A 12,739-nucleotide genomic window follows, 5' to 3' on the forward strand; every position below is an offset into this window, starting at 1 on the left:
GGGGCCATTCCTGGGAAGATTACGCAGGCAATCAACCTAGCGAAAGCCCGGCTAACAAGACGTAAAGCCGACCGTTCAAATCAGCGCGGCGCCGGTACATTTGCCTGATACCAGTCGCGGAACCCGGCCAGCGACGGGTGCGCCAGCGAACGGGCCAGATAGGTCCAGATCCGCGGCTGATGGCGCAGATATTGCGGCTTGCCGTCACGCCGGTTCAGCCGCGCGAAGGTGCCGAGCAGCCTTGTGTTGCGCTGCGCCGACATCACCGCATAGAGCCGCGCGAAACCGGCCGGATCGAAGCCCGGATCGGCGGCGAGCCGGGCCTTGATGTAGCGGCCGAGCAGCGCCAGTTCGAGCGCTTCGGGCACGTCGATGCGGGCGTCCTGCAGCAGCGACACCACGTCGTAGGCGGCCGGCCCGCGCACGGCGTCCTGGAAATCGATCACGCCGACGCGGGCGATCTCGCTGCGCGCGGCGAGCCAGATCAGATTCGGCGAGTGGAAGTCGCGTAGCACCCAGGTCCGCGTCTCGCCGGCGATGCCGTCGAGCAGCCGTCGCCACATCGCGACGAATTCGCCGCGCAGCGCCGCGGAGGCCGGCGCGCCGCGGTCGGGCAGGTACCATTCCGGCATCAGCCCGACCTCGATCAGCATCGCGTCGGTGTCGAACGCCGGGATCGCGTAGTCCTCCTGCGGCAGCGGCAGCGTCTCGGGCAGCGTCTGGCCGTGCAGCGCCGCCAGCATGTCGACCGCGGCCTGATAGCGCTCGGCGATCGGCTCGGGCGGCGTCCCCTCGACAAAGCCTGCCGTACCGAAATCCTCGGTGATCAGAAAGCCGGAATCGAGATCGGCATGATGGATCGTCGGCGCCGAGAAGCCGCGCGCGCGCAGACCGCCGGCGATCGCGACGAACGGACGAACGTCCTCGGCGAGATGGACGGCTGCGCTGTAACTCTTGCCGGAATACAGCGCCGGCCCGTCCGGCCGCCGCGGCGCGTTCATCAGGATCAGCGATTCGTCGGCCCTGACCAGCCGCGCATAGGATCGCGTCGAGGCGTCGCCCGGCATGTGGCGGCGCTCGGCCTCGGCATAGCCGGAGGTCTCGATGAAGCTGCGCAGCGCCGCCAGCCGCTCGACCTGCGCCGCCGCCCTGCCGTGACCGGTGATCTCGGCGGCGCGCGCCATCGAGCCGAGCGCCGGCCGATGGCTGAGCGCGATGTCGATGCGGTCCGCCGGCATCGCGCCGGGCGCGCGCTCCGGCCATTCGATCAGCGCGACGACGCCGTCCGGCAGCGGCGACAGCCCGATCTCGTCGAGTTCGGAGGGATCGTCGACGCGATACAGATCGGCGTGCAGCAGCGGGAACGGCGGCAGGTCGTAGCTCTGCACCAGCGTGAAGGTCGGGCTCGGCACTTCGAGCTCGTCGTCGCCGGCGAGGTAGCGGATCATCGCCCGCGCCGCGGCGGTCTTGCCGGCGCCGAGATCGCCCGACAGCGTGACGACGTCGCCCGGGCCTATCAGCAGCGCAATGTCCGCCATCAGCCGCGCCGTCGCCGTCTCGTTGGCGAGCGCGACCGAGAATGTCGCCGGACCCGTCATTCGGCGGCGTTGCGCTGTGCGGTCGGCTCGATCGGGAATTCGCAGATCACCGAGGTGCCGTGCCCGACCACCGAATCGACCTCGACCTTGCCGCCGTGCAGTTCGACGAAGGAGCGCACCAGCGCCAGGCCGAGGCCCGGGCCGCGGTGCCGCGAGCCCTGGGAATCGCTCTCGAACAGATCGAACACCTTGTCCTTCAGCGCCGGCGCGATGCCCGGACCCGCATCGGTCACGGTGAAGACCACGCTGGTCCCCTTCTTGCGGACGACGAGCTTCACGGTCGCCTCGCTGGGCGAAAAGCCGATCGCGTTGGCGAGCAGATTGTACAGCACCTGCACGACGCGGCGCTCGTCGCCGACGAACTCGCCGATCGCCGGATCGGTGTCGATGTCGAGCGTTATCTGGTCGCGCGCGAGGCGGTCCTGAATGCCTTCCGCGGCCGCCGCGATGGTGCGGCGGATCTCGATCGGCCCGAGATTGAGCGTCATCGCGCCGGCGTCGATGCTGGCGAGATCGAGGATGTTGTTGATGATCGCCAGCAGCGCGTTGGTCGACGAGGTGATGTAGGCGATGTACTCGGACTGCTTGTCGTTGAGCGGGCCGGTGCTCGGATCGCCGAGCAGATGCGCGAAGCCGATGATCGTGGTCAGCGGCGAGCGCAGCTCGTAGGAGACGTGATGGACGAAGTCGATCTTGATGCGATCGGCGGTCTCCAGCGCCTCGTTGCGCTCGCGTAGCGCGCGCTCGACGTTCTCGGTGTCGCTGATGTCCTGGAACGTCAGCATCGTGGCGCCGTCGGGCAGCGGCATCGTCTTGCAGGCCAGCACGGTGCCGTCCTTGCGCTCGAGCTTCAGCACCACCTGTTTGCGGTCGTCGATCCCGGTGATGGCGCCGCGCAGCGCCTGCCAGCTCGCTTCGTCGTCGTACAGCGGCCGGCACCATGCCTCGACGGTTTCGATATGCGGCCGGTCGTTGAGCGCTTCCGGCGTCAGGTTCCACATCCGCGTGAAGGCGGGGTTGAACAGTTGCGCGCAGCCGTTGCTGCCGAACACCGCGACCGCCTCGCTGAGATTGTCGAGGGTCTCGCGCTGGACGTCGATCAGCCCGCCGTAGCGGCGCTGCAGATCGAGGCTTTCGGTGACGTCGTCGAACAGATAGGTGACGCCGCCTTCCTGATTGGGCGTGGTGACGATGCTGATAGCGCGGCCGTCGGGCAGATACCAGATCGCCTTGTCGGCTTCGACCGCGCGGTAGGCCTCGTGCAGCCTGTTCTTCCACTCCCGGAAGTCGCGTTCCTCGGGCAGCTTGCGCGCGGCGCGCAGACGGTCGAGCACGCTGGAATCGTCCGGATGGCCGTCGAGGAAGGCGCGGTCGAGATCCCACAGCTTGCGATAGGAATCGTTGTAGAAGGCGAGCCTTCGCTGCGCGTCGAACACCGCGACGCCGGACGACAATTGATCGAGCGTGCGACGATGCGCGTCCGCCATCCGCACCAATGCGGCGCCGAGCGCCGCGGCCTCGCTGGAATCCACCGCCATGCCGGCGCTGCCGCCCTTGAGCCGCAGCGCGCGGACGTCGAAGTAACGGCGCTCGCCGCCGACCACGATCGGCAGCCGCGCGGCGAATTCGGCATCGTCGGCGAGCGCGCGCGCGAGTTGGCCGCGGTCGGTACTGTCGAGCAGTTCGAGATTGCGGCTGACCGCATCCGCCGGGCTGCTCGCATCGGCCGCCCGCGCATAGGCGGCGTTGGCGAAATTCAGTTCGCCCGAGGCGCGCCGGGTCCAGATCGGCCACGGCGCCGCATCGGCGAAGCCGCGCAGCATCTCGGTCTCGTCCTGCAGCGCCTTGAAGCGCCGCGACATCTCGGCGAGTTCACGGCGGACACCTGAGAGTTCGCGAATCCGCAGGATCGCCTGGCCGCCGACGGCGCGGCCCATCGCTTCGATCGAGCGTCCGGTCGACGTCGTCAGATGCAGCAGGAAGGCTTCGCCCTTGTCGAGCAGCGCGTCGACGGCGTGATCGATCTGCAGCGCCGGCTCGGGCGGCAACCACGTGCCGAAGGCGAGCACGCGTTGCGGCTGTCCGCCATGCGAATCGGTCGGCAGCAGCAGCGCGACGTCGCCGCTGATCTGCGGACGGTCGTCGCCGGCGGACCACGAGATCAGCACCTGCGGCTCGGCGAACAGCAGGGCGCGGAAGCGATCGGACTCGGCCTGCAGCGTGTGGACATCGGCGCGCAACCGCGCCTCCTGCGCGGCAGCGCGCTGCCGCGTGCGCATCAGCAGGATCGCCGACATCACCGAGAAGCCGAGCACCGACACCGCCATCGCCAGCGTCACCAGCTCGTGGCGGTTGAGATCGACGATGATCCAGGAGGTCAGTGCGGCGAGCGGATCGTCAGCCGCGAAAGCCGGCGACGATGCCGTGACCAGGCCAGCCCCCGCAAGGCCGCGCACCAGCGACGTGCACGACAAGCAGGTCCGACGCATCGACCCCAATACGTCCGACATGGATTGCCCCAAACCATCCGGCGCGATCACGGATCGCCAGCGTCGTCGCCGAATCGCTGGACATTATCCTGTTCGCGACTCCGCGGGTAAGAGTCCAGACCGTGAACGGCACGGGCGCGCGGACCGAAATGAAGAAAGTATATTTTTAGCTGACGAATCCGCGCGTGCTTGACACAAAATCTAGCGGCCTGTCGAGCCGAAGCCTCCTACACCGCGCGCGGTCTCCGACAGCGACTCGACGCTGATCAGTTCGGCGCGGACCACCGGCGCGATCACCATCTGGGCGATGCGCTCGCCGCGGCGGATGGTGAAGGGCTCTTTGCCGTGGTTGATCAGCAGCACGCCGATCTCGCCGCGATAGTCGGCGTCGATGGTGCCGGGCGCGTTGAGCACGGTGACGCCGTGCCTGGCGGCGAGGCCGGAGCGCGGCCGCACCTGCGCCTCGTAGTTCGGCGGCAGCGCGACCGACAGCCCGGTGGGAACCAGCATGTGGCAGCCCGGCGCGAGCGACAGCGGCGCGTCCGCCGAGTTCGCCGCGCACAGATCGAGGCCGGCGGCGTGGGCGGTCTGATACGCGGGCAGCGGCAGGCCTTCGGCGTGCGGCAGTTGCTTGATCTCGACGGTGATGGCGGCGCTCATGATTGGTGTACTTCCAGTTCTCGCGCGATGCGCGCGACCAGCGCGCTCGCGACGTCGTCCTTGGTCATCAAAGGCCACGATTCGACATCGACGGTGTCGGCCGATTTCGTCAGCAGATGCACGGTGTTGCGGTCGCCGCCCATGACCCCGCCGGCGGGCGAAACGTCGTTGGCGACGATCCAGTCGCAGCCCTTGCGGGCGAGTTTCGACCTCGCATTGTCGAGCAGATTCTCGGTCTCGGCGGCGAAGCCGATCACCAGCGGCGGGCGGTCGTCGCCGAATTTCGAGATCGTCGCCAGGATGTCGGGGTTCTCGGTGAGCTGCAGCGGCGGCGGGCCGCCTTCGCCCTTCTTGATCTTCTGCACACCTTCGCTGGCGACGCGCCAGTCGGCGACCGCGGCGGCGAAGATCGCGACGTCGGCGGGCAGCGCGGCCTGCACCGCATCGAGCATGTCGCGCGCCGACTCGACGCGCGTCAGCGTCACGCCGTCGGGCGCGCGCAGATCGACCGGGCCGGAGATCAGCGCCACCTCGGCGCCGGCTTGCGCCGCGGCGGCGGCGATCGCATAGCCCTGCTTGCCGGAGGAGCGGTTGGCGATGTAGCGCACCGGATCGATCGGCTCGTGGGTCGGACCGGCGGTGATCAGCACGCGCCGGCCGAGCAGCGGACGCTGTGGCGGCGGCGCCAGAAGTGCCTGTGCGGCAGCGGCGATTTCAACCGGCTCGGCCATCCGCCCGGTGCCGGCCTCATTGCGCTCGGCCATCTCGCCGGCATTGGGACCGACCAGGACGACGCCGTCGCGCTTCAACTGATCGACATTGCGGCGGGTCGCGGCGTTGTTCCACATCAGCGGATTCATCGCAGGCGCGAGCAGGACCTGGCGATTAGTCGCGAGCAGGATCGCGGTGGCGAGATCGTCGGCGTGGCCGTTCGCGATCTTCGCCATCAGGTCCGCGGTGGCGGGCGCGACGACGATCAGGTCGCAATCGCGCGCCAGCCTGATATGGCCGGCATCGAACTCGCTCTGCGGGTCGAACAGATCGGTGTAGCAGCGCTGATGCGACAGCGCGCTCGCGGTCAGCGGCGTGACGAAGTGCTGCGCGGCCTTGGTGAGCACGACGCGAACCTCGGCGCCGCGCTCTTTCAGGCGGCGGATCAAATCCATCGCCTTGTAGGCCGCGATGCCGCCGCCGACGATCAGCGTGATGCGGGCGATCGACGGCCCCTCGGAGGCAAAAACCGTTTGATTTTCGGGGCTTACGTCGCCCGGACCGGGCTCGGCGGCGGCGCTGCCGGCTTGCGGCAAACTGGTGGCAAACCCGTGGCGCTGGTGAACCGCGTCGCGCAGGATGACGCGGACCTCGTCTTCCATCGACCGGCCGTTGCCGGCCGCGCGCTGGCGCAGCTCGGCCTTGAGCGCGTCGTCGAGTTTGCGGATCGTCAGGTTCGCCATAGCTCGCAGATTAACGGATGCTCGCAACGCACGCAAGGCATGACCGCGATGCGGTCATCGCAATGCGCATTCACTGCAGGCATCAGATGCCTGCAGTGCCGTCAGAACCGCGACAGCGCGATCAGCACCCCGATGAAGGTCGCGGCGATCACCCACAGCGCGATGGTCCGGCCGCGGGTGCGGCCACGCTCGTTGCGGCCGATCGCCGCAATGGTTTCGGGCGCGAGAACCAGGCCGTCCTTGGTCATCACTTCGAGCTGGTTCAGCACGGTGACGGCGCGCGACACGATGGTCGGCAGGCCGCTCAGCGTGTGGCCGAGCTCGCCGGCGCCGCCGAGCACGCCTTCGACCTTGCCTACGGGTCCGAGGTTGCGCTGAATCCATTCGCGCACCACCGGGTCGGCGACCTTCCAGATGTCGAGCTTCGGATCGAAACTCCGCGCGACGCCCTCGACCACCACCATGGTCTTCTGCAGAAGTATCAACTCCGGCCGGGTCCGCATGTCGAACAGGCCGGTGACTTCGAGCAGCAGCGTCAAGAGCTTCGCCATCGAGATTTCTTCGGCGAGGCGGTTGTGGATCGGCTCGCCGATGGCGCGGATGGCTTGCGCGAAATTCTCGACCGAATGATGCGGCGGCACGTAGCCGGCCTCGAAATGCACTTCGGCGACGCGGCGATAGTTGCGGGTGATGAAGCCGAGCAGGATCTCGGCGAGGAAGCGCCGCTCCTTCGGCAACAGCCGACCCATGATGCCGAAGTCGACCGCAACTAATCGTCCCTCGGTGTCGAGGAACAGATTGCCCGGATGCATGTCGGCGTGGAAGAAGCCGTCGCGCAGCGCGTGCCGCAGGAAGCTCTGGATCACCTTGCGGCCGAGCTCGACGGTGTCGACATTCGCCTCGGCGAGGCGCTTGTGATCGTTCAGCGGGATGCCGTCGATCCACTCCATCGTCAGCACGTTGTGCGTGGTGCGATCCCAGTCGACGGTGGGGACGCGGAAGTCCGGATCGTCCTTGGTGTTCTCGGCCATCTCGGAGGCGGCGGCGGCTTCCAGCCGCAGATCCATCTCCATCGCGACCGAGCGCGACATCGTGTTGATGACTTCGATCAGCCGCAGCCGCCGCGCCTCGGACGAGTACATCTCGGCCTTCTCGGCGACGAAGAAGAAGTCCGACAGATCGCGCCGGAACCGCGACGCCACGTTGGGCCGCAGCACTTTCACCGCGACCTGCTTCTGCACACCGCCGACCTCGACGACGCCGCGATGCACCTGCGCGATCGAGGCGGCGGCGACAGGCGGCGACAGGCTGACGAAGGCCTTGGCGATCGGCCGCTCCAGCGAGGCGGCGATCACCGCTTCGGCTTCCTCCTGGGCGAACGGCGGCAGCCGGTCCTGCAGCGCTTCGAGATCGCGCGCCATCGCCACGCCGACCACGTCGGGCCGGGTGGCGAGAAACTGGCCGAGCTTGAGATAGGCCGGGCCGAGCCGGGTCAGCGCCCGCGACAGCCGCGCGCCGGATTTGGCGCCGGGCCGTTCGATCAGCCGCGCGAGGCGCACCGGCAACTGGCCGGCGGGCGGAATCAGCGACGGATCGACCACACCGAACACGCCCTCGCGCGCGAACACGAAGGCGGCGCGGGCGAGCCGCGCCGCATGAGTGAGTGATGCGATCACAAACGCCAGCCCGAATGCAGCGCGACGATGCCGCCGCTCAGCACCTGCCAGTTGACGCGCGCGAAGCCGGCCTCGCGCATCATCTCGCCGAAATCGTGGGGCTTCGGAAATTTGCGGATCGATTCGACCAGATATTGATAGCTCTCGGCGTCGCCGGTGACGACGCGGCCGATCTGCGGGATCACCTTGAACGAGAACAGATCGTAGATCTTGTTCAGGCCCGGCACATCGACGCTGGAGAATTCGAGGCAGAGGAACCGGCTGCCCGGCTTCAGCACCCGATAGGCTTCCTTCAGCGCCAGATCGATCCGCGGCACGTTGCGGATGCCGAACGCGATCGTATAGGCATCAAAGCTCTTGTCGGGGAACTGCAGCGCCTCGGCATTGCCCTCGACGAACTCGACCTGGCCGTCGAGATGGCGCTCGACGGCGCGCTGGCGGCCGACTTCGAGCATGTCGGTGTTGATGTCGCAGACGGTGGCCTGGAAGCCCGCGCCGGACGCTTTCGCCGCGCGAAAGGAGATGTCGCCGGTGCCGCCGGCGACGTCGAGCAGGCGGAACGGCTGGTCGTCGCGCGGCGGGTTCAAGGTCGTGATCATCACGTCCTTCCACAGCCGGTGCATGCCGCCCGACATCAAATCGTTCATCAGGTCGTAGCGGCTGGCGACGCTGTGGAACACGTCGTTGACCATGGTCTGCTTGTCGTCCAGCGGCACGTCGCGATAGCCGAAATGCGTGGTCTGGCCCGGCTCGTTCATGAGGTCACTCCTGCGTGCGGAGGGTCATTCAGGCCGTTGGCCGCCCGAAACGCGAAAACCCGGTCCGCGGCGGACCATATAGCGCGCCGGGGCGGCAGGCGCTATCACCTGAATGCCTTATGGGACCGACGAGACATGCCGCCAGCGACATCGGCCACGCCACTTCCACGTCATGCCCGGGCTCGTCCCGCCTGCGCGGCCGAAGCCGCTTCGGCGCGGCGAAGGCCCGGGCATCCACGCCTCGAGGCGCGCGCTGTGCCCGCGGCCGTGGATGGCCGGGTCAAGCCCGGCCATGACGGCGTGAGGGGCGTGCAGGTCCTGGACGCTCCCCGCGTCGAAAGGTCCGCGGCAACTGGCAGCAGGCTTGTCTCGCATGCCTGAACTGCCCGAAGTCGAAACCGTCCGCCTCGGGCTGCAGCCGGCCATGGAGGGATTCCGGATCGACCGCGCGGTGGCGAACCGCGACAATCTGCGGTTTCCGTTTCAGACCGATTTTGTCGCGCGGCTGACCGGACAGACCGTCACCGGGCTGGGGCGGCGGGCGAAATATCTGTTGGCCGATCTGTCCTCTGGCGACGTGCTCTTGATGCATCTCGGCATGTCGGGCTCGTTCCGGGTGGTGAACGGGGCCGCCGCCGCGACGCCGGGCGAGTTCCACCATCCGCGCAGCGAGGACCGCACCCACGACCACGTCGTGTTCGAGATGTCGAGCGGCGCGCGGGTGATCTTCAACGACCCGCGGCGGTTCGGTTTCATGAAGATCTTTGCGCGCGCCGCGATCGACGACGAGCCGCATCTCAAGGGGCTCGGCCCCGAGCCATTGGGCAATTCTTTCGACGCCGCAATGCTGGCGCGGGCCTGCGCCGGCAAGCAGACCTCGTTGAAGGCGGCGCTGCTCGACCAGCGCGTCGTCGCCGGCCTCGGCAACATCTATGTCTGCGAGGCGCTGTGGCGCGCGCATCTGTCACCCAAACGCAAGGCCACAACGCTCGCCGACCGCAAAGCCGCGCCGACCGACCGCGCGCTGCGGCTGGCGGATGCGATCCGCGCCGTGCTCGGCGACGCCATCAAGGCCGGCGGCTCGTCGCTGCGCGACCATCGCCAGACCTCGGGCGAACTCGGTTACTTCCAGCACTCGTTTGCGGTGTACGACCGCGAGGACGAACGCTGCCGCACCGACGGCTGCGGCGGCACGGTGAAGCGCTTGGTGCAGAACGGGCGGTCGACGTTCTGGTGTGCGGAGTGTCAGAAGTAGGTTCAGCGAAGCGTTGTTCGTAGGGTGGGCAGAGGCGCGAAGCGCCGTGCCCACGCACGACGGGACGATGAGGACGTATCGTGTCAGCGTGCGCTTCGCTCCGCTCAGCACACCCTACGGGGAAGGCCTTTAACGCCGTGCCCGCGAGCCCTCACCCCAACCCTCTCCCGCAAGCGGGAGAGGGGGCGCGTTGTGCCTGGGGTGAGGCCCTGCATCAAACACGCATAGCGATCGAGATCATCCTCATAAGTCACCCCGCGACGCGGCGGACTCCCTCTCCCGCTTGCGGGAGAGGGGTGGGGTGAGGGCTCGCGGGCAGTGACTCCGTGCTGCTTACTTCCGCACGCAGATCACGCGCACGACGCTGGCCTTGGCGTCGCCGGGCGCGTCGGTGGCGGGCTTGATGGCATTGCTCACGAGAAACTTACGCACCGTCTCGGCATCCACCAGCGCGGCTTGCGGCGTGGCGGCGCCGTTGGTTGCGCCGGCGATGACCGAGGGGCGCAGCAGGGCGATGCCGGCGAATCTTCCGTCGGCGTCGCGGGCGGGGGCGCCGGAGAAGCCGAGGCCGGGCGCCGGCGACAAAGCGAGGCCGCCATTGCTGCCGACCGGGGTGACGCCGGCCTTGCCGACGCTGACCGCGGCGCCGCCGCCCTGGTTCTGCGGATCGGCGATGCCGGTCAGATCGACGGACGCTTTCGCCGCGCCACTGCCGAGCGCCAGCGGCTTCAGGCCGCGCGCGCCGTAGATTCGCAGCAGCGCCAGATCGTGCGCCTTGTCGGTGGCGGCGAGATCGGCATTGCCGGCGCCGGCGATCACGATCGACTGGCAGGCCTCGACCGACTCGCGATCGGCGAGAATCGCGCCGTCGTCGCTGACGATGGTGCCGGTCGAGTACTCGACCTTTTTGCGCGGCGGCGGCCCCGCGAGCGCGCCGGACGGGAACGGATCGAACGCGCTCGACATCGCGATCACCACCGGCTCCATCGTGCCTTCGGTGGCCTGATCGTACAGGATGGTGAGGATGCGGACCTCGGCGTTCTTGAAGGCGCCGCGGATGTAGAACTTCTTCAGGCCCTGGGTGCCCGACAGCACGAAGAAATCCGGCTTCACCGCGCTGTAGCTGACCTTGCGGCCCGGCTCCTTCTTCTCCTGATCGGCGAGCTTGGCGGTCGTGACGCCGGCTTCCTTGCGCCGCGCCAGCACGATCTGGATGGTGCCGGTCGACGACGCCCAACGGCTGCCATTGGCGTCGCTGCTGTGCTGCGGCGCCAGCTTGGCCGGAATCCCGACCCGCGCGCCGGTGACCGGATCGGCGAGCAGCTTCCAGCCGACATTGCCCTGCAGTTTTCGCGCGGCGCTCGCGAGCTGGGCGCGCTCCTGCGGATTGAGCACGCCGGTCGGCTTGCCGCCGTGATTCGTCTGGAACGCCTTGATGGCCGTGACCATGCGGTCGGAGGCTTCGCCGTTGATCACGCCGTTGTAGTCGCCGGTCCAGGCGAGATCGGACTGGATCGCCTGGCGCTCGGCCGGCGTCATCGCCTTCGCGGTCTCGGCCGGGGTCTGCAGCGCCGGGCGGACCGGCGTGGCCGCGACCGGCTTCGGCTTGACGGCGGGAGCGGCGTTCGGCGCGGTCTGCGCCGCGGCGAGGCCGCTGGCGCCGACGATCATCACGGTTGCGGCCAGCATCGATCTCATGACATGTCCCGCCTGCGTCGCGCCTCGTTGAGCCTCGGCGCAGATAACCATAGATGCTTGGTCGGAAACAACGCCGGCCGGGTTCGATGGCGGGGATGCCGACCAAACCGCCGTCATGGCCGGGCTTGACCCGGCCATCCACGGACACGCGCACGACCTCGCCGGAGGACGTGGATGCCCGGGACAAGCCCGGCCATGACGAGTCGAAAGGACACACCCGCATCATGTTGAGCGCCGACGAACTCGAACGCTACGCCCGCCATATCGTGCTGCGCGAGGTCGGCGGGCCGGGGCAGGCGGCGCTGCGGCGCGCGCGGGTGCTGGTGGTCGGCGCCGGCGGGCTCGGCGCGCCGGTGCTGATGTATCTGGCCGCGGCGGGCGTCGGCACGCTGCACATCGTCGACGACGACGAGGTGTCGCTGTCGAACCTGCAGCGCCAGGTGATCCATGCGACGCCGGATATCGGCGCGCGCAAGGTCGACAGCGCGGCGGCGCGAATTCATGCGCTCAATCCGCATGTCGAAGTCGTGCCGCATGCGACGCGTCTCACCGCCGCGAACGCGCTGGGGCTGATCGGCGATTGCGACCTGGTGCTCGACGGCTCGGACAATTTCGCCACGCGCTATCTGGTGTCGGACGCCTGCTTCATCGCGAAGAAGCCGCTGATCACCGCGGCGCTGGGGCCGTTCGACGGCTCGCTGACCACGATCCGGGCGCACGAGAAGAACGCCGCCGGTGAGTTCAACCCGACCTATCGCTGCCTGTTTCCGGAAGCGCCGCCGCCCGGCACGGTGCCGGCCTGCGAGGAGGCCGGGGTGATGGGCGCACTCGCCGGCACGCTCGGCTCGATGATGGCGCTGGAGGCGATCCGCGAGATCGTCGGCTTCGGCGAGGGGCTGGTCGGAAGGCTGCTGATGATCGATGCGCGCGCGATGCGATTCGAAACGCTGCGCTATGCGCGCGATCCGGCCAATCCGTTGAACGGGGATATGGCGACGGTGACGGATCTGGGCGGGCACGTGCGCTCGTAGTTCGCTCGTAGGGTGGCGCTGAGCGCAGCGAAGCCCACGCGGTGCGGTGCTGCCCACGACGGACGGCGCGTGGGCACGGCGCTGCGCGCCTTTGCCCACCCTACCGAAGGACCTACTACC

Annotated in this window: 9 protein-coding genes; 2 read left to right on the forward strand and 7 right to left on the reverse strand. The window is 68.5% G+C overall.

The genetic code is table 11. From position 1 onward, the window contains the following. Nucleotides 1–80: 80 nt before the first annotated feature. From tsaE to ubiE, 6 genes are all read right to left on the reverse strand, one after another. Nucleotides 81–1,598: a tRNA (adenosine(37)-N6)-threonylcarbamoyltransferase complex ATPase subunit type 1 TsaE gene (gene tsaE, locus SR870_RS17215; protein WP_322514758.1), complete on the reverse strand. Its 1,518-nt coding sequence runs from the start codon at nt 1,596–1,598 to the stop codon at nt 81–83. Continuing rightward, nucleotides 1,595–4,108 (reverse strand): sensor histidine kinase, encoded by a 2,514-nt coding sequence (locus SR870_RS17220; protein WP_322514759.1) that lies wholly within the window; start codon nt 4,106–4,108, stop codon nt 1,595–1,597. The genes tsaE and SR870_RS17220 overlap by 4 nt, the downstream gene beginning before the upstream one ends. 180 nt (nt 4,109–4,288) lie before the next feature. Next, entirely contained in the window at nt 4,289–4,747 is a 459-nt protein-coding gene (gene dut, locus SR870_RS17225) for a dUTP diphosphatase (RefSeq protein WP_322514760.1), read from the reverse strand. Beyond that, nucleotides 4,744–6,201 carry a bifunctional phosphopantothenoylcysteine decarboxylase/phosphopantothenate--cysteine ligase CoaBC gene (coaBC, locus tag SR870_RS17230; protein ID WP_322514761.1) on the reverse strand — a complete coding sequence of 486 codons (1,458 nt, stop codon included), beginning with the start codon at nt 6,199–6,201 and terminating at the stop codon, nt 4,744–4,746. The genes dut and coaBC overlap by 4 nt, the downstream gene beginning before the upstream one ends. 101 nt (nt 6,202–6,302) lie before the next feature. Then, nucleotides 6,303–7,877, reverse strand: coding sequence for a 2-polyprenylphenol 6-hydroxylase (gene ubiB / locus SR870_RS17235; RefSeq protein ID WP_322514762.1), 1,575 nt, complete (start codon nt 7,875–7,877; stop codon nt 6,303–6,305). Beyond that, the gene (ubiE, locus tag SR870_RS17240) at nt 7,874–8,635 is read right to left on the reverse strand and encodes a bifunctional demethylmenaquinone methyltransferase/2-methoxy-6-polyprenyl-1,4-benzoquinol methylase UbiE (RefSeq protein WP_322514763.1); all 762 of its coding nucleotides are present in this window, start codon (nt 8,633–8,635) and stop codon (nt 7,874–7,876) included. The genes ubiB and ubiE overlap by 4 nt, the downstream gene beginning before the upstream one ends. Nucleotides 8,636–9,008: 373 nt before the next feature. Here ubiE and mutM point away from each other — a divergent pair, with 373 nt between their 5' ends. Beyond that, entirely contained in the window at nt 9,009–9,890 is an 882-nt protein-coding gene (gene mutM, locus SR870_RS17245; protein WP_322514764.1) for a bifunctional DNA-formamidopyrimidine glycosylase/DNA-(apurinic or apyrimidinic site) lyase, read from the forward strand. A 333-nt stretch (nt 9,891–10,223) separates the two neighbouring features. Here mutM and SR870_RS17250 read toward each other — a convergent pair whose 3' ends face one another. Continuing rightward, nucleotides 10,224–11,588, reverse strand: coding sequence for a serine protease (locus SR870_RS17250; protein ID WP_322514765.1), 1,365 nt, complete (start codon nt 11,586–11,588; stop codon nt 10,224–10,226). Nucleotides 11,589–11,812: 224 nt separating this feature from the next. Between SR870_RS17250 and SR870_RS17255 the strand changes: the two genes are divergently transcribed. Beyond that, nucleotides 11,813–12,619 carry a molybdopterin-synthase adenylyltransferase MoeB gene (locus tag SR870_RS17255; protein ID WP_322514766.1) on the forward strand — a complete coding sequence of 269 codons (807 nt, stop codon included), beginning with the start codon at nt 11,813–11,815 and terminating at the stop codon, nt 12,617–12,619. The last annotated feature ends 120 nt before the right edge of the window (nt 12,620–12,739 follow it).

Source organism: Rhodopseudomonas palustris, assembly GCF_034479375.1.
GTDB lineage: Bacteria > Pseudomonadota > Alphaproteobacteria > Rhizobiales > Xanthobacteraceae > Rhodopseudomonas > Rhodopseudomonas palustris_M.